12 protein-coding genes are annotated in these 17,606 nt (G+C 71.7%); 9 read left to right on the forward strand and 3 right to left on the reverse strand.

Annotated elements, in window-relative coordinates; all coding sequences use genetic code 11:
* Positions 1 to 8 precede the first annotated feature (8 nt).
* Positions 9 to 1,628, reverse strand: a complete 1,620-nt coding sequence (locus ACZ4VA_RS02270; protein WP_356168834.1) for an NADH-ubiquinone oxidoreductase-F iron-sulfur binding region domain-containing protein — start codon at positions 1,626 to 1,628, stop codon at positions 9 to 11.
* Entirely contained in the window at positions 1,629 to 2,924 is a 1,296-nt protein-coding gene (locus ACZ4VA_RS02275; RefSeq protein WP_355792208.1) for a ferric reductase-like transmembrane domain-containing protein, read from the reverse strand. It abuts the gene before it with no gap.
* Between the two features lie 413 nt (positions 2,925 to 3,337).
* On the opposite strand from ACZ4VA_RS02275, the gene leuS reads away from it, so the two are divergent.
* From leuS to holA, 8 genes are all read left to right on the forward strand, one after another.
* Positions 3,338 to 6,250: a leucine--tRNA ligase gene (gene leuS / locus ACZ4VA_RS02280; RefSeq protein ID WP_356168830.1), complete on the forward strand. Its 2,913-nt coding sequence runs from the start codon at positions 3,338 to 3,340 to the stop codon at positions 6,248 to 6,250.
* Positions 6,251 to 6,401: 151 nt separating this feature from the next.
* On the forward strand, positions 6,402 to 7,133 hold the full coding sequence (locus ACZ4VA_RS02285; RefSeq protein ID WP_356168900.1) for a hypothetical protein: 732 nt from the start codon (positions 6,402 to 6,404) through the stop codon (positions 7,131 to 7,133).
* A gap of 72 nt (positions 7,134 to 7,205) precedes the next feature.
* Complete coding sequence (locus ACZ4VA_RS02290) at positions 7,206 to 8,051, forward strand: DegV family protein (RefSeq protein ID WP_355793849.1); 846 nt, start codon at positions 7,206 to 7,208, stop codon at positions 8,049 to 8,051.
* 120 nt (positions 8,052 to 8,171) lie between these two features.
* Positions 8,172 to 9,386 (forward strand): ComEA family DNA-binding protein, encoded by a 1,215-nt coding sequence (locus ACZ4VA_RS02295; RefSeq protein ID WP_356237709.1) that lies wholly within the window; start codon positions 8,172 to 8,174, stop codon positions 9,384 to 9,386.
* The gene (locus tag ACZ4VA_RS02300; protein WP_468079325.1) at positions 9,383 to 12,016 is read left to right on the forward strand and encodes a ComEC/Rec2 family competence protein; all 2,634 of its coding nucleotides are present in this window, start codon (positions 9,383 to 9,385) and stop codon (positions 12,014 to 12,016) included. The genes ACZ4VA_RS02295 and ACZ4VA_RS02300 overlap by 4 nt, the downstream gene beginning before the upstream one ends.
* Positions 12,017 to 12,128: 112 nt before the next feature.
* Complete coding sequence (locus ACZ4VA_RS02305) at positions 12,129 to 12,941, forward strand: arylamine N-acetyltransferase family protein (protein ID WP_355780561.1); 813 nt, start codon at positions 12,129 to 12,131, stop codon at positions 12,939 to 12,941.
* Between the two features lie 315 nt (positions 12,942 to 13,256).
* Positions 13,257 to 13,502, forward strand: a complete 246-nt coding sequence (locus tag ACZ4VA_RS02310) for a hypothetical protein (protein ID WP_356168819.1) — start codon at positions 13,257 to 13,259, stop codon at positions 13,500 to 13,502.
* 157 nt (positions 13,503 to 13,659) lie between these two features.
* Positions 13,660 to 14,646: a DNA polymerase III subunit delta gene (gene holA, locus ACZ4VA_RS02315; protein ID WP_356168897.1), complete on the forward strand. Its 987-nt coding sequence runs from the start codon at positions 13,660 to 13,662 to the stop codon at positions 14,644 to 14,646.
* 512 nt (positions 14,647 to 15,158) lie between these two features.
* Here holA and rpsT read toward each other — a convergent pair.
* Complete coding sequence (gene rpsT / locus ACZ4VA_RS02320) at positions 15,159 to 15,425, reverse strand: 30S ribosomal protein S20 (RefSeq protein ID WP_121403109.1); 267 nt, start codon at positions 15,423 to 15,425, stop codon at positions 15,159 to 15,161.
* 307 nt (positions 15,426 to 15,732) lie between these two features.
* Between rpsT and lepA the strand changes: the two genes are divergently transcribed.
* The gene (lepA, locus tag ACZ4VA_RS02325) at positions 15,733 to 17,601 is read left to right on the forward strand and encodes a translation elongation factor 4 (protein WP_355780567.1); all 1,869 of its coding nucleotides are present in this window, start codon (positions 15,733 to 15,735) and stop codon (positions 17,599 to 17,601) included.
* Positions 17,602 to 17,606 lie beyond the last annotated feature (5 nt).

The following is a 17,606-nucleotide window of genomic DNA, read 5'->3' on the forward strand; positions in this document are numbered from 1 at the left end:
CTTCGCGTTCAGCGTCCGCTGCCCAGTGCCCGCCGCCCGCGGCCCTGGGAGAGGACGGGCAGGTTGTTGCGGGCCGGGGCGGAGGACCTGGTGTCCTCCTCGATGCGCAGCGCGAGTGCCGGGCAGCGCCGGACCGCGCGCAGGGCCTTGGCCTCCGCGTACCGGGGCACCTGCGCCTGCGCGACGGTCGGGAAGCCGTCGGCGCCCAGCTCGAAGACCTCGGGCAGGATGTCCGCGCACAGGCCGTGCCCGCGGCACAGGGTCCAGTCGACGAAGATCTTCTGGCGGCTGGGACCGGCCTCCAGCTGCCCCTGGCCGCCCGGGATGCCGGTGGGGGTCTGGCCGCCCTCGAAGAGCGGCAGGACGCCCTCCACGGGCCTTCCGCAGCCGTTGCCGAGGACGTGGGCGGCGAGGTCGTCGGTGAAGGCCTTGATCGTGGACTCGATGAACATCGCCGAGCCGTCCGGGTGCGAGCACGCACCGCGCCGCTTCACGGCCTTGGCGACCTGCTTGACGGCCTCCAGCGCGGCCGGGCCGCCGCCGTTGAGTATGTCCTCCAGGCCGCGCGCGGCGGCGGGCAGGCCGAGGTAGCAGGGGCCGCACTGCCCCGCGCTCTCCTCGGCGAGCCACTGCGCCACGCGCAGCGATTCGCCGAGCGGGCAGGTCGCCTGGCTGATCGGGAGGATCGCGCCGGCGCCGAGGGAACCGCCCACGGCGTCCAGGGAGTTGCGCGAGACGATCGCCCCGTCGAGTGCCGCCGCGTCCAGCCACTTGCCGTGGTAGCCGCCGGTCAGCACGCCCTGCGGCATGGGCGGGGCGCCGGCCAGCTGGAGCACGTACCGCAGGGGCACTCCGGTGGGCACCTCGATCACCATGGGGCGCGCGACGGCGCCCGAGACGGTGAGCATGACGGTGCCGGGCTCGTCGTACAGGCCGGTGTTGCGGTAGCGGTCGGGGCCGATGCGGGCCGCGATGGCCAGCTGGGCGAACGTCTCGGCGTTGGACAGCAGGGTGGGGGCGCCGCCGACCCCGCTCTGCGACGCGCTGATCTTGCGGCCGGGCGGGATCGCCGGGCCGCCGTCGATGGAGCGGATCAGGGAGGCGGCCGCTCCGGTGACCATCCGTACCGGGTTGCGCTGCACGCGCGCGCGGAGGGCCGATCCGCGGCGGTTGCTCAGACCGCGTTCGGCCAGGGCTGCCTCCATGGAGGCCTGCGTCGACGCCCGGGTCACACCGATGACCAGGGTGCGGGCGCCCATCGCCTCGGCGGCCAGGAGGGCGCCGTCCAGGATGAGGTGCGGGGCGCGGTTGATGAGCACCGTGTCCTTGCGGCAGGCGGGTTCGTCCTCGCTGCCGTTGACGACCACGACGGGCCGGATGCCTTTCTTGATGGCCGACTCCGCGACCGAACGCAGTTTCTTGGCGAAGGGGAAACCCGCGCCGCCGCGGCCCTTCAGGGAGATCGCTTCGGCGAGGCCCGCGAGTTGTTCGCCGCCCATCGGTTCGAGCGGTCCGTGCACCTTGAGGTGCATCGGCAGGTCGAGTCGTTCAACCAGGTCGAAGCCCGACGTGAGCTGCGGAAGTCCGACCACGCGGACTTCCGGGACGTCGGGCAGGGCCTCGTTCACTTAAAAGCCTCCGGAAGGGGCGTTCCATGGTTCACCGGAGCCAGGAGCGTCGAAGGCGCCCGGCAGTACGTCAGGCGTGGGACCGCTGTCGTACGTGTCGTTGGTGTTGTACGTGCCGTAGAGGGGGTTCGTCTCACCGGTGTCGTACACATCACTCGCGACGTATCCGTTGTCGCCCGGATTGCCATAGACAGGGATGGTGTATCCCGTGTCGTTGAGCGGGTCGTACGCGGAACGGGGGGCCTCGCCGACGGGCGGCGGGGACGGGATGGGCCAGTCGCCGGAGGTGCTGCCGTCGAAGCGGGGCATGGCCTGCGTGGGCTGCGTGTCCAGGGGGACCTGGATGCGCTCCGTCGGGTCGATCAGCGGGTCGCCGGTGGGCGAACTGCCTCCCACGGCGCGGTAGGCGGCGGCGAAACCGCCGCTCGCGGCCTCGGCGGCCTGGGGCGGAGTGGCGTAGAGCGACTGCGCGGCGGACGGCATGCGCTGCGGCGGCACGAACGTGTCCGGCGGGGACTGCCGGGACCCGCGGGAGGCGAAGCCGGGCAGGGAGCCCGCGGCACGGGGTGCCTCGCGGTCCTCGCGGGGCGTCCGGGCGCCGGGGCCGCCGGCCTCGCCCATGATCAGCAGGATCCGGTCCGCGACCTTGCGCTTGAGGGGTCCGGAGGCCGAGCGCAGGGCCAGCGCGGCCATGACGGCGACCAGGCAGAGGCTGTAGAGCACCGTGACGTAGGTCTTCGCGGGGCGTCCCGCGTACAGGCCGTGCACCAGGGCCGAGCACCAGGCGGGGTAGGCCAGCATGTGCACGGCGCGCCAGCGCGCGGCGATCGGCGCGGGGGAGGCGAACGCGCTGCGCAGCGCGCCGGTGACGGCGGTGAAGATCATCAGCAGGCCGGCCAGGGAGCCGAAGCCGATGAGCCCTGCGGTGCCGGTGACGCCGAGGCCGAAGGGGACGACGGCGGCGATCAGCGTGGTGTGGTCCAGCGCCAGCTTGACCGTGACGTGCAGCAGGAGGAAGGCGACCGAGGAGACGGCGGTCGTCCGGTGCACGGCCTGGGCGATCAGGCGCTGTCGCGTGTTGAGGAACAGGCGGTCGGTCGCGACCAGTCCCCACACCACGGAGCAGGTGAGGGCGACCAGTGACAGCACGCCGGCACCGAAGTTGAGGAAGTCCCTGACTCCGTCACCTCCGAGCAGGACGATCAGGGGTATGAGAAGCAGAGCGGCAGCCGATGCCGCCCCATAGACCGACCGGCCCGGTTGGGGGAGCGAGCTGTTGTTGCGACGAGGGTTCATGGGGGTACTCCCAAGGAGTTTCGGGGAAGCGGTCCCGAAGCGGCACTCTAAGTCGAGCCATACCTATGGATACGGGGTTTCAGTTATTGCGTCGTTATCCAAGGGCCGCGAGAGGCTTGTGTTGTCCCTTAGCGGCCGTTACGCGAAGTAATCTTTGAACTTTGTTCAGCTTTTTCGGTCTTCGTGGGGGTGGCACGGCGTGTCCTGAGGTGGCCGGAAGGCCGTCGCGACGCGCGTCGGGCCTGGGGTACCCTGGCGCCATGCGTGCCGTACGCCTTCTGCTTAGCGAGCCGCGCTGATCAGTCCCGGCCACTGAAGAATCGTGGTCGGCATCGGCGCGGCGTCCCCTCCTGTGCGAGGGGCTTTTTCATTTCCCCAGCGCTGGCAGAGACGACCGATGGAGCTTTGAGATCATGAGCGAGACGAACGCCTCCCCCGCCGCCGAAGGCGCGGGCGGTGCCCCCGCCGCCTCCGAGGTGGCCGCGCCGCACCGCTACACGGCCGCCATGGCCGCGGACATCGAGGCACGCTGGCAGGACTTCTGGGACGCGGAGGGCACCTACGCGGCGCCGAACCCGACCGGTGACCTGGCCGGCGACCCCGCTCTGGTCGCCAGGCCCAAGAAGTTCATCATGGACATGTTCCCGTACCCCTCGGGTGCGGGACTGCACGTCGGGCACCCCCTGGGGTACATCGCCACCGACGTGTTCGCCCGGTTCCAGCGGATGACCGGCCACAACGTCCTGCACACCCTGGGCTTCGACGCCTTCGGCCTGCCCGCCGAGCAGTACGCGGTGCAGACCGGCACGCACCCGCGTGTCTCCACCGAGGCCAACATCGAGAACATGAAGGTCCAGCTGCGCAGGCTGGGCCTGGGCCACGACAAGCGCCGGTCGTTCGCGACGATCGACCCGGAGTACTACAAGTGGACCCAGTGGATCTTCCTGCAGATCTTCAACTCCTGGTACGACCAGGAGGCCGGCAGGGCCCGCCCGATCTCCGAACTGGTCGCGCAGTTCGAGTCCGGTGAGCGCGCCGTCCCCGCCGCCGACGGCTCCACGCGCGCGTGGAGCGAGCTGACCGCAGCGGAGCGCGCCGACCTGCTGGGCGAGTACCGCCTGGCGTACGCCTCCGACGCGCCCGTCAACTGGTGCCCCGGCCTGGGCACCGTGCTGGCCAACGAGGAGGTCACCGCGGACGGCCGCTCCGAGCGCGGCAACTTCCCCGTCTTCAAGGCCAAGCTGCGCCAGTGGAACATGCGCATCACCGCCTACGCCGACCGGCTGCTGGACGACCTGGACGCGCTGGACTGGCCCGAGGCCATCAAGCTGCAGCAGCGCAACTGGATCGGCCGCTCCGAGGGCGCCCGGGTCGACTTCCCCGTCGACGGCCAGGCGATCACGGTCTTCACGACCCGCCAGGACACCCTGTTCGGCGCCACCTACATGGTGCTGGCCCCCGAACACCCCCTGGTCGACACCTTCGTGCCCGACGCATGGCCCGAGGGCACCCACGACGTGTGGACGGGCGGCCACGCCACCCCCGCCGAGGCCGTCGCCGCCTACCGCGCGCAGGCCGCCTCCAAGTCCGACGTCGAGCGGCAGGCCGAGGCCAAGGACAAGACCGGCGTCTTCACCGGCGTGTACGCGACCAACCCGGTCAGCGGCGAGCGCATCCCGGTCTTCATCGCCGACTACGTCCTGATGGGCTACGGCACCGGCGCGATCATGGCCGTCCCCGCGCACGACAGCCGCGACTTCGCGTTCGCGCGCGCCTTCGAGCTGCCGATGCGCTGCGTCGTCGAGCCCTCGGACGACCGGGGCACCGACCCCTCGACGTGGGACGACGCCTTCGCCTCGTACGACGCGAAGATCGTCAACTCCACGGGTGAGGACATCACCCTGGACGGCCTGGGCGTCACCGAGGCCAAGGCGCGCATCACCGAGTGGCTGTCCGGCAAGGGCATCGGCGAGGGCACCGTCAACTTCCGGCTGCGCGACTGGCTGTTCAGCCGCCAGCGCTACTGGGGCGAGCCCTTCCCGATCGTCTACGACGAGGACGGCATCGCCCACCCGCTGCCCGAGTCCATGCTGCCGCTGGAGCTGCCCGAGGTCGAGGACTACTCGCCGCGCACCTTCGACCCGGACGACGCGGACACCTCCCCGGAGACCCCGCTGTCCCGCAACGAGGACTGGGTCAACGTCACCCTGGACCTGGGCGACGGGCCGAAGAAGTACCGCCGCGAGACCAACACCATGCCCAACTGGGCCGGTTCCTGCTGGTACGAGCTGCGCTACCTGGACCCGCACAACGACCGGAAGCTGGTCGACCCCGAGATCGAGCGGTACTGGATGGGCCCTCGCGAGGGTCAGCCGCACGGCGGAGTCGACCTGTACGTGGGCGGCGCCGAGCACGCCGTGCTGCACCTGCTGTACGCGCGCTTCTGGTCGAAGGTCCTGTACGACCTGGGCCACATCTCCTCCGCCGAGCCGTTCCACAAGCTGTTCAACCAGGGCATGATCCAGGCGTACGTCTACCGCGACGCGCGCGGGATCGCCGTACCCGCCGCCGAGGTGGAGGAGCGCGACGGCGCGTTCTACTTCGAGGGCGAGAAGGTCTCCCGGCTGCTGGGCAAGATGGGCAAGTCCCTGAAGAACGCGGTGACCCCGGACGAGATCTGCGCCGAGTACGGGGCGGACACCCTGCGCCTGTACGAGATGGCGATGGGCCCCCTGGACGTGTCGCGGCCGTGGGACACGCGCGCGGTGGTGGGACAGTTCCGGCTGCTGCAGCGGCTGTGGCGCAACGTCGTCGACGAGACCACGGGCGAGGTCACGGTCGTCGACACCGAGCCGGACGAGGCCACGCTGCGTGCCCTGCACAAGGCGATCGACGGCGTCCGCCAGGACCTGGAGGGCCTGCGCTTCAACACCGCCATCGCCAAGGTCACCGAGCTGAACAACCACCTGACCAAGGCGGGCGGCCCGCTGGCGCGCACGGTCGCCGAGTCCCTGGTGCTGCTGGTCGCCCCGCTGGCCCCGCACATCGCCGAGGAACTGTGGCGCAAGCTGGGCCGCACCGGCTCGGTCGTCCACCAGGACTTCCCGGTCGCCGACCCCGCCTACGTGGTCGACGAGGCCGTGACCTGCGTCGTGCAGATCAAGGGCAAGGTCAAGGCGCGCCTGGAGGTCTCCCCGGCGATCTCCGACGAGGAGCTGGAGAAGGTCGCGCTGGCCGACGAGCGGGTCGTCGCCGCCCTGGACGGCGCCGGTATCCGCAAGGTCATCGTGCGGGCGCCGAAGCTGGTGAACATCGTCCCGGCGTAGTCGAACGACGCCGGCCCGGCACCTTCGTGTCCGGCCGTCGGGGTAGTCCCCTACGGGCAGGTTCGGGGTTCTTGTGGAACTCCGGACCTGCCCGTTGCGTTTACCGTTGAAGAGCCGCGGCAGCCGCCGCGCCGGACGGAGGAGGAGCGTGGTGGAAGCCGTGGTCGCAGTGATGGCACTGCTCTTCCTGCTGTTCGTGGTCCTCGGCGCGTACGCCACCGTGAAGGTCGTCGGCGCCGCCAAGCGCGGCGTGGACCGCACGCTGACCCAGGCGCGCCGCACCGTCGAGGACACCACCCTGCGCGCCAGGACCCTCGCCCAGCCGGGCCCCACCGGCGAGCTGGCCCAGCTCCGGCTCAAGCTGCGGACGTCGATGCGCGCCACCCAGGACGCCCTGCACGCGGGCGTGACCCACGACGAGTCCCTGAAGGAGTCGCTGGGCCTCTTCGAGCGGCTCAGCGCTCACGGACACGAACTGGACGGCGAGCTCAAGCGCCTGGAGACCGAACCAGACCGGGGCACGCTCGTCTCCCGCCTGCCCGGTCTCCGCGAGCGCACCGAGCAGATCACGCGCTCGGCCGACGCCCTGCGCTGGGCGGCCCGCGACCGGGCCCGCCGCTTCGCCGACGACGACCTCGACTCGCTGAGCACGCAGATAGACATGGAGGCGGGCGCGCTGCGCCACTGGACGACGGAGCCGACCGGCACCTCGTCCTGGCCCCAGGCGCCGGCACCCGAGGACGCGACGTCCGGCCGCCAGACGTGGCCCGAGACACCCGGGGCCCGCGCGGCCGAGGAGCCCACCCGGTCGGCCATCACCCCGCCGGCACCGCGGCCCGTCCACCCCTGGCAGAAGAAGCCCCGCCCCGAGAGCACCACTTGATCCGGTCGGCCCCGCTCCCGGCGCCCGGGGCCGGACTGCCGCTCGCCCGCCCCGACAGGTAACCTCCAGCTCATGTCCCGCCATGTCGCGATCGTCACCGATTCAACGGCCTACCTGCCGCCACGGACGATGGAGCGCCACGGCATCACGGCGGTGCCCCTCACCGTGGTCCTCGGTGACCGGGCCCTCGAAGAGGGCACCGAGATCTCGGCCCGCTCCCTGGCCCAGGCCCTGCAGAAGCGGCGGTCCGTCACCACCTCCCGGCCCAGCCCCGAGGTCTTCGCCGAGACCTACCGCAAGGTCGCCGAGTCGGGCGCCCCGGGCATCGTCTCCCTCCACCTGTCCGCCGAGTTCTCCGGCACGTACGACGCCGCCGTCCTCGCGGCGCGTGAGGCGCCGGTGCCCGTGCGCGTGGTGGACACCGGCATGGTCGCGATGGCCCTCGGCTTCTGCGCACTGGCCGCCGCCGCGTCCGCCGAGGCGGGCGGCACCGTCGACGACGCGGTCACGGCAGCGGAGAAACGGGCCGCGGGCACCTCCGCCTTCTTCTATGTCGACACCCTCGACTATCTGCGCCGAGGTGGCCGGATCGGTGCCGCCCAGGCCCTGCTGGGCTCCGCCCTGGCGGTGAAGCCCCTGCTCCAGCTGGACGGCGGGCGCATCGAACTCCTGGAGAAGGTCCGGACCGCGTCCAAGGCGATCGCGCGCCTGGAGGAGATCGTGGCCGACCGCGCGGGGGCCGCGCAGGTGGACATCGCGGTCCACCATCTCGCCGCCCCCGAGCGGGCGTCGGCGCTGGCCGACCGGCTGCGGGCACGGGTGCCGGGCCTCGCGGATCTCCATGTCAGTGAGGTCGGGGCGGTCATCGGGGCGCACACGGGACCGGGGTTGCTGGGAGCGGTCGTCTCCCCTCGGTGAGACGGCCGACGGGGTGGGATTTCCCCCGTACGAGTGAGCGAGTTATCCACAACGGGGCCGTCGTCCACGGGAATTGACCAAGATCATCGCGGGAGCCGTGGGTTGGCTCATCCTCGGCGCATGGCACTTCGATCACGCTCACGTACAGCCATCGCGACCAGCGGCCCGGGCAGGGGCCCCGTCTCCGACGGGCGCACCCGTCATCGGCGGCACCACGCCCGCGGCCGGGGCGGACGACATCAGACATCGGCGGAGGTGCTCCGCCGACGGGCGGAGGCGCTCTTCGCCGAAAGAGCAGGGGAACCGGGGGGTTCGGGGGTTGGGCCGTCGGTCGGTTCGGATGGGCCGCCGGCGGATTCAGAGGTCAGGCCGTCGGTTGATTCCGACGGGCTGTTGGTGGGTTCGGAGCTTGGGCCGCCTGGAGGGTGGGCCGGGGAGGTCCGTGGGAGCGAGGGGCGTCGCGGTGGTGCATCTCGTCGCGGCGATGTCAGTGCGGGTCCGGGTGCTGGCGCTGGCGCTGGCGGTGGTGCTTATGAGGGTGCGGTCGCGGGGGTTGGCTCGGGGACGGGTGCCGATATCGGCGGGGTGCCCGGTGCGTGGCGCGAGCGGGTGGGGCCCGCGGTGCGGGAGCGTCTGCCGCTGTGGCTCCAGTCGCGGTGCGGACTGGAACGGCGGAGTGTGGCCGCACTCACCGTCGTGCTCGTCGTCGCCGCGGTCTTCGCCGCCCAGCACTTCTGGACGGGACGCACTCAGCAGGTCCGCGCACCGGAAGTCGTACGGGCGGCGGTTCCCTACGGGGAGGAGAGCGGACGGGAGGGCACGAAGCCCGAGTCCTCGACCGGCGCGCCGACTCCGGGCGGAGGCCCCGGCAGCGCGATCTTCGTGGACGTCAGCGGCAAGGTACGCAGTCCCGGTGTCCAACGGCTGCCGGCCGGTTCACGGGTCGCCGACGCTCTGCGGGCGGCCGGCGGGGTGCGTCCCGGCACGAAGACCGAGGGCCTGAACCGGGCACGTCTCCTGGTCGACGGCGAGCAGGTGGTCGTCGGCGGCCCCGCGCCCCCGGCCGGTGTCGGCTCCGGCCAGGCGGGGACTTCGGGCGGCGCTGGGTCCGTCACCGGGTCGGTGCCCGGTGGGCCTCCCGCGGCGCCGGTCTCCCTGAACGCCGCCACGGCGGAGCAGTTGGACACCCTGCCGGGAGTCGGGCCCGTTCTGGCCCAGCACATCATCGACTACCGCGCCCAGCACGGGGGTTTCCGCTCGGTCGACGAACTGCGCGAGGTCAACGGCATCGGTGACCGCCGCTTCGCCGATCTGCGAAATCTCGTACGGCCATGAGCGGGACGGGGACCACGGAACCCGGGGCACCCGACCGCCCGGCGGTGCACGCCGTCTCCGGCAAGCGGCTGGGGGCGTCGCACCCCCGCCAGGAAGGGGCGACGGACCTGAGGTTGGTGCCGCCCGCCCTGGCGGCCTGGGCGACGGCGGCGCTGACGGTGCACGTGTCCGGCACGTGGGTGACGGGCCTGGTCGTGGTCTGCCTCGCGGGGGCGGCCGTGCTGTTGCTGATGCGGTGGCGAGGGGCGCATGGGGTGCAAAGGGGAGCACCGTCGGACGGGGGAGTGGGCGGCGAGGGGGCGGTGGTCGGGGCGCCTGTTGCATCGCCGGGGCGGCGACGAGGAGACGGCGTCCGGGGTCCGTCGGGGGCGTGGCCGCAGGTTTCGGCGGCCGCCGTGCTGTTGTGTGTCGCCGCGGCCGCCACCTCCGCCGGAGTGCACGGGGCGGATCTGCGCCGGGGCCCCGTGCCTGACCTGGCACGGCAGTACGCGCGGATCACGGCCGAGGTGCAGCTCACCTCCGACCCCCGGCTCACCCGGCCCCGCGTCAGGGGAGATCAAGCGGCTCCCACGGCGGTGCTGCTCGACGCGGAGGTGCGGCGGGTGAGGAAGCCGGACGGGACGGTCGTGGCGACCCGCACGCCGGTGCTGGTGATCGTGGACGCGAGCGGCTACCGGAAGCGGGGAGGCGCGGGGCGCTCACGATGGCTGGAGCTGCTGCCGTCCACGCGGGTACGGGTGTCCGCCCAGGTCGTGCCCGCCCTGACCGGCGGTGACCGGATCGCGGGTGTCCTACGTGTCCGCGGCGGAGGGGCACCCGACGTCGTGGGGGAGCCGTCGGGGGTGCAGCGCCTCGCGGGCCGGCTGCGCGGCGGGCTGCGGGAGGCGACCGAGGGGCTGGACCCGGACGCGCGGGCGTTGCTGCCGGGCCTGGTCGTCGGCGACACCTCACGCGTCTCCCCGGAGCTGGACGAGGCGTTCAAGGCGACCGACCTCGCCCATCTGCTGGCGGTCAGCGGCGGCAACCTCGCGGTTCTGCTCGTCCTGTTCATCGGACCACCGGGGCTGGCGCAGCGGGCCGAGCGCCGTGGTCTGGCGGCCGGACTCGGAATGTCGTTGCGGACGACCGCGCTGTTCGGCGGTGCGCTCACGCTCGGCTTCGTGATCGTGTGCCGACCGGACCCCAGTGTGCTGCGGGCCGCGGCGTGCGGTGCGATCGTGCTGCTCGCCATCGCGACCGGACGACGCAGATCCCTGATCCCGGCGCTGGCCACCGCGGTCCTGGTGCTGGTGCTCTACGACCCCTGGCTGGCGCGGAGTTACGGCTTTCTGCTCTCCGTGCTGGCGACCGGCGCGCTGCTCACCATCGCCCCGCGCTGGAGCGCCGCGCTCCAGAGGCGCCGGGTCCCGCCCAGGGTGTCCGAGGCGCTGGCCGCGGCGGCGGCCGCCCAGGTCCTGTGCGCGCCGGTGGTGGCGGTGCTGTCCGCCCGGGTGAGCCTCGTGGCGGTGCCGTGCAACCTCCTGGCCGAGTTCGCGGTCGCGCCGGCCACGGTGCTGGGTTTCGCCGCCCTCGCGGCGGCGCCGGTGGCGATGCCGGTCGCCAAGGCACTCGCCTGGTGCGCGAGTTGGCCCGTCGGGTGGATCGCGGACATCGCCCGCACCGGGGCGGCGCTGCCCGGCGCGGGGGTGGACTGGCCGGGTAGTTGGACGGGCGCGTTGCTGCTCGCCCTGGTCACGGCGGTCGTCGTACTGGTGGGGCGCAGGCTGGTGAGACACCCCTGGCTGTGCGGAGTCTGTGCCGTGCTGTTCCTGCTGGCCGTGGTGCAGCCGCCGCCGTTGACCCGGGTTATCACGGGCTGGCCGCCGCCGGGCTGGCGGTTCGCGGTGTGCGACGTTGGACAGGGGGACGCGACCGTACTCGCGGCGGGCGACGGTACGGGCGTGGTGGTGGACGCGGAACCGGACCCGGTGCTCGTCGACCGGTGCCTCAGCGAGCTCGGCATCACGAGGATCCCGCTGGTCTTGCTGACCCACTTCCACGCCGACCACGTGGCGGGGCTGCCGGGCGTGCTGCGGGGGCGTTCGGTGGGCGCCATCGAGACGACCGGCCTGGAAGAGCCGCCCGAGCAGGCAAGGTTCGTGCGGTCCCAGGCGGCGGCGCGGCACATCCCCGTGACCCGTGCCGCGGCGGGGGAGCGGAGGCGTACCGGAGACCTCGACTGGCGGGTGGTGTGGCCGCCACCGGGTCCCGCCCCGCCGGCCGAGGGCCCGAACGACGCCAGTGTCGCCCTGCTCGTGCGGTCGGCGGGACTGTCCCTCCTGCTGCTCGGCGACCTGGAACCCGTCGCCCAGCAGGCCCTGCTGAGGTCGCCCGGCGGCGCGGGCCTGGGCGCCGTGGACGTGCTCAAGGTCGCCCACCACGGCTCGGCCTACCAGGATCCGCAGCTCATACGCAGGGTGGCTCCGAGGCTCGCGTTGATCTCGTGCGGCGAGGACAACCCGTACGGACACCCGGCACCCAGCACGGTCGCCGCGCTGCGTTCCGGGGGTGCGGCGGTGATGCGCACGGACAAGGACGGGGCCATCGCGGTCACGGGCTCGGGTGAGGGACTGCGGGTGGCCAGGGGGTGAGGGGCCGGGAGGGGAGGGCGCAGCCGAGGGTGGGGCGGGCCGGAAGGAGGGAATCAGTCGGAACGGTGGTTCGGGACGGGGTGTCCGGCGGTCGCGGAGGGAGACTGGGGTCATGAATTCCGCACAGATCGACGCCTATCTCCGTCGTATCGGGGCCGCCCGCCCCGAGCGGCCCACGGCCGAAGCGCTGCGTGAGCTCCAGGTGCGGCATCTGCGAACCGTTCCGTTCGAGAACCTGTCGATCCACCTCGGTGAGGAGATCGTGCTGGAGGAGAAGCGGTTGCTGGACAAGGTGGTGGGGGCCCGCAGGGGCGGCTTCTGCTACGAACTGAACGGCGCCTTCGGGATGTTGCTGGCTGGTCTGGGATTCGACGTGACCCTGCTCGCGGCGCGGGTGCACGGGGCGGGCGGCCGGCTCGGGATCCCCTACGACCACCTCGCGCTGCGGGTGCGGACGTCGGACGGGGGCGACCTGCTGGCCGACGTGGGCTTCGGGGCGAACAGTCACTGGCCGCTGGCCTTCGGGGAGAGGGACGACCAGGTCGATCCGGCCGGCACGTTCCGTGTGGAAGAGGCGGAGGAGCCGGGCTTGGACGGTGCGCCGGAGTACGGGGATCTGGATGTGCTGCGGGACGGAACCGCGCAGTACCGCCTGGAGACGCGCCGGCGTGTGCTCGGGGACTTCGTGGCGGGGGCCTGGTGGCACAGCACGTCACCGGAGTCGCACTTCACGCAGTCGCTGGTGTGTTCGCGTGTCACGGAGGACGGAGGGCGGATCACGTTGAGCGGCCGGGTCTTCACGGTGACCGGAGTCGACGGCACGAAGGAGGTGTCGGAGCTGGGTACGGACGAGGAGGTGCTGGGGGTCTACCGGGAGCGGTTCGGGATGGAGCTGGGCCGGGTTCCGGTGGTGCGGGAGGCCTGATCGGCCGAGGTCGTCCCAGGTCGTCATGGCCACCCGGGGCAGCCCGCGATTGTTGAGGCTGTCCGGGATGCTCCGAGGCGCCAAGAGCGGTCCCGATGCCGCGCCAGGCTTTCGTGAGTTGCCGGGGGCGTCGGGGTCTTCCGGCGCTGTCCGGGGTCGTCCGACGTTGTCCGAGGCCATGCGGGGCCGGCGCCGGCGGCCGGTGAGGAGCGGCTGGGCGTCAGGTGCCGTCGGTCGGAGGGCCCGGCGAAGGGTGTTCCCGGCGTTGGGTGGGCCCGGCGTCCAGGGCCGATGGCCGTCGCGGAAAATGTCTCCGTGAGCGATGTGAGACATGTGCTGGTGCTGCCCGACCGCGATGCGGCGGAGGAGGCGCTGGAGGCACTCGGGGACCGGTTCGGCCTGGACGAGGAGCCGCAGCTCGTACGGGACGCGCTGGCCGGTGAGGACGATGCCGAGGACGCGCAGTGGCTGGTCGTGCTGCGGGACTCGGACGGGCGGCTCGTTCCCGCGGAGCTGGACGAGTTCGCGGGCGAGTGGGACGGCTGGCGGGAGGAGCCGTAAGCGGGGGCCGACGCCCGCTTACGTCCTGTGGGCCGGCCGGTCGACGTCGCCGCGTATTGGTGACCAGGCGCCCTGTCGGAACTCCCTGGCCGCCTGCTCAGGGCTGCGTGGGTCCGCGGGCGGTGGGTTGTCAGTGGCGCGTGGGATGCTTGGCGCGATGGCCAGGAAGACTGCACAAGACGACCCCCTCGCCCCTGTCACGCTAGCCGTGGGACAGGAGGATCTCCTGCTCGACCGTGCCGTGCAGGAGGTGGTGGCCGCTGCCCGGGCCTCCGATGCCGACACGGACGTGCGGGATCTCACGCCGGACCAGTTGCAGCCGGGGACGCTCGCGGAGCTGACGAGTCCGTCGCTGTTCGCCGAGCGCAAGGTGGTCGTCGTACGGGATGCCCAGGATCTGTCGGCCGACACGATCAAGGACGTGAAGGCATACCTCGGGGCGCCCGCGGAGGAGATCACCCTGGTGCTGCTGCACGCGGGCGGGGCCAAGGGCAAGGGGCTGCTCGACGCCGCGCGCAAGGTGGGAGCGCGCGAGGTTGCCTGTCCGAAGATGACGAAGCCGGCGGACCGGCTGGCGTTCGTGCGCAGTGAGTTCCGGGCGCTCGGCCGGTCGGCGACGCCCGAGGCGTGTCAGGCGCTCGTCGACTCCATCGGGAGCGACCTGCGGGAGCTGGCGTCCGCGGTGTCGCAGCTGACCGCGGATGTCGAGGGCACGATCGACGAGGTCGTGGTCGGGCGGTACTACACCGGGCGGGCCGAGGCGTCGAGCTTCACCGTGGCCGACCGGGCCGTGGAGGGGCGGGCGGCGGAGGCGCTGGAGGCGTTGCGCTGGTCCCTGTCGACCGGGGTCGCGCCGGTGATGATCACCAGTGCGTTGGCGCAGGGCGTGCGGGCGATCGGCAAGCTGTCGTCCGCGCGGGGCGGGCGGCCCGCCGATCTGGCCCGGGAGCTGGGGATGCCACCGTGGAAGATCGACCGGGTGCGGCAGCAGATGCGGGGGTGGACTCCCGACGGGGTCGCCTATGCGTTGCGGGCTGTGGCCGATGCCGATGCGGGGGTGAAGGGGGGTGGGGATGATCCCGAGTACGCGCTCGAGAAGGCGGTCGTCGCCATCGCCCGGGCGGCGCGGTCCAGGCGGGGCTAGCCCCGAAACCGGGGTGACTTTCCCGACCCCTTCGGCTCGCGCTGCGGGTGCCGGATGCCGGGTGCCGCTGGCCGACGGTTGCCCCGGGTCCCGGGTCCCGGGTTCGTGCTGAGGGTTGGATTCTCAGCCCATCCAGCGTTTGAGGACCTACTAACTCCCGCTACCGCCTCGCCCCGCCCGCAGGCACTCGTGCCACCTCACCTCACACCTCTGCGCCGCCCCAGCGGACCCGCCTCTGGGCACCCGTCGCCCCAGGCACTCGCGCCCAACGCCCGCACGGCGGCCCCCCCGGCACCCGTGGCCCACCCCGAAAACCCAAAAGCCCCAGCCACCCCTCCTGGGGAAGGAGGGGGTGCCGGGGTTCTTGGAGCAAGCTCTGTGGATCCACGCCCGCGTGGCGAACGCAGGTCGCGCGTGGGTCCGGGGGTGTCGGGTGGGAGCGGAGAGAGAGGGCCCGCTCGGGTCCAGCCGACGGTCAAGTCAGGGGTCGAGCCCGCGAGGGCTCAGCCGACTCAGCCCTTGAGGGAAGCGACCTTCGAAGCAAGCGCCGACTTCTTGTTGGCGGCCTGGTTCTTGTGGATGACGCCCTTCGAGACGGCCTTGTCGAGCGCGCGCGACGCGTCGCGCGTGTACTCCGTGGCCTTCTCGACGTCACCCGCGGCAGCGGCCTCGCGGGCCTTGCGGATCGCGGTCTTCAGAGAGGACTTGACGGCCTTGTTGCGCAGCCGGGCCTTCTCGTTGGTCTTGATCCGCTTGATCTGGGACTTGATGTTCGCCACTGATGAGCCTTTTCAGGTTCAGGCGCGCGAGGGCAGGCCTCACGCGCCGATGATTGATCTTCGAGTAGCTCCCCGGCGAACCGGCGGAACTGCTGCCCCGCTGGTAGCCCGGCGGAGCCGATACCCCTCCGGTCACCCGGTGGAGCCGTCTGTGCCTCGTGCAGAGAGGGCATGAGACACAGCCACCCAGGCTACCAGTCGTCGCGGGGGCGGCCCAAACCGGTCGCAGCTCCCCGCCCGTGGGACCATGGAGCCTACGTATCGATCCGACCCGAGGCGACAGGCGCCTCAAGAGACAGGACCCTGCGTGCCCGCGACCCCTAACAATGTGCCCGAGCCGAGCCGTACCGCCCCGGCTCTGATCCGCAATTTCTGCATCATCGCGCACATCGACCACGGCAAGTCCACGCTCGCCGACCGCATGCTCCAGCTGACCGGGGTGGTCGACCAGCGGCAGATGCGTGCTCAGTACCTCGACCGTATGGACATCGAGCGCGAGCGTGGCATCACGATCAAGTCCCAGGCGGTCCGGCTGCCCTGGGCTCCCACGGAGGACCCGGGCAGGACCCACATCCTCAACATGATCGACACCCCCGGGCACGTCGACTTCACGTACGAGGTGTCCCGGTCCCTCGCGGCCTGTGAGGGCACGGTCCTGCTGGTCGACGCGGCCCAGGGCATCGAGGCGCAGACTCTCGCCAATCTCTACCTGGCGATGGAGAACGACCTCAAGATCATCCCCGTACTGAACAAGATCGACCTGCCGGCGGCGCAGCCGGAGAAGTTCTCCGAGGAGCTGGCCAACCTCATCGGGTGCGACCCCGACGACGTGCTGAAGGTCTCCGCGAAGACCGGCATGGGTGTCGAGGCGCTGCTCGACCGGGTGGTCGCGGAGGTGCCGGCCCCGGTCGGTGTCGCCGACGCCCCGGCGCGCGCGATGATCTTCGACTCGGTCTACGACTCCTACCGCGGTGTCGTGACGTACGTGCGTGTCATCGACGGGCAGCTCAACAAACGTGAGCGCATCCGGATGATGTCCACCAACGCCACGCACGAGCTGCTGGAGATCGGCACCAACTCGCCCGAGATGCTGTCGGCCGACGGCCTCGGTGTCGGCGAGGTGGGGTACATCATCACCGGCGTGAAGGACGTCCGTCAGTCCAAGGTCGGTGACACGATCACCACCCTGAACAAGGGTGCGACCGAGGCGCTCGGCGGTTACAAGGACCCGAAGCCGATGGTCTTCTCGGGGCTGTATCCGCTCGACGGGTCCGACTACCCCGAGCTGCGTGACGCGCTCGACAAGCTCCAGCTCAACGACGCCGCCCTGGTGTACGAGCCGGAGACCTCGGCGGCGCTGGGCTTCGGCTTCCGCGTCGGCTTCCTCGGACTGCTGCACCTGGACGTCATCCGCGAGCGGCTGGAGCGCGAGTTCGGGCTCGACCTCATCGCCACGGCGCCCAACGTGGTCTACCGCGTCCTCATGGAGGACGGCAGCGAGCACACGGTCACCAACCCGAGCGAGTTCCCCGAGGGCAAGATCAGTGAGGTGTACGAGCCCGTCGTACGTGCCACGATCCTCGCGCCGTCGGAGTTCATCGGCTCGATCATGGAGCTGTGCCAGACCCGGCGCGGTGTGCTGCTCGGCATGGACTACCTGTCCGAGGACCGGGTGGAGATCCGGTACACGCTGCCGCTCGCGGAGATCGTCTTCGACTTCTTCGACCAGCTGAAGTCCAAGACGCGCGGTTACGCCTCGCTCGACTACGAGCCCACCGGCGAGCAGACGTCGAGCCTGGTCAAGGTCGACATCCTGCTGCACGGCGACAAGGTGGACGCCTTCTCGGCGATCACCCACAAGGACGCGGCGTACGCCTACGGCGTGCGGCTCGTGGCCAAGCTGCGCGAGCTGATCCCGCGGCAGGCCTTCGAGGTGCCGATCCAGGCCGCCATCGGCTCGCGCGTCATCGCCCGCGAGACCATCCGCGCCATCCGCAAGGACGTCCTCGCCAAGTGCTACGGCGGTGACATCTCCCGGAAGCGGAAGCTGCTGGAGAAGCAGAAGGAGGGCAAGAAGCGGATGAAGATGGTGGGTTCCGTGGAGGTCCCGCAGGAGGCCTTCATCGCCGTGCTCTCCAGTGACGACAACGCCGGCTCGGGCAAGGGCAAGAAGTAGCCACC

This window comes from Streptomyces sp. NPDC028308 (assembly GCF_055565855.1).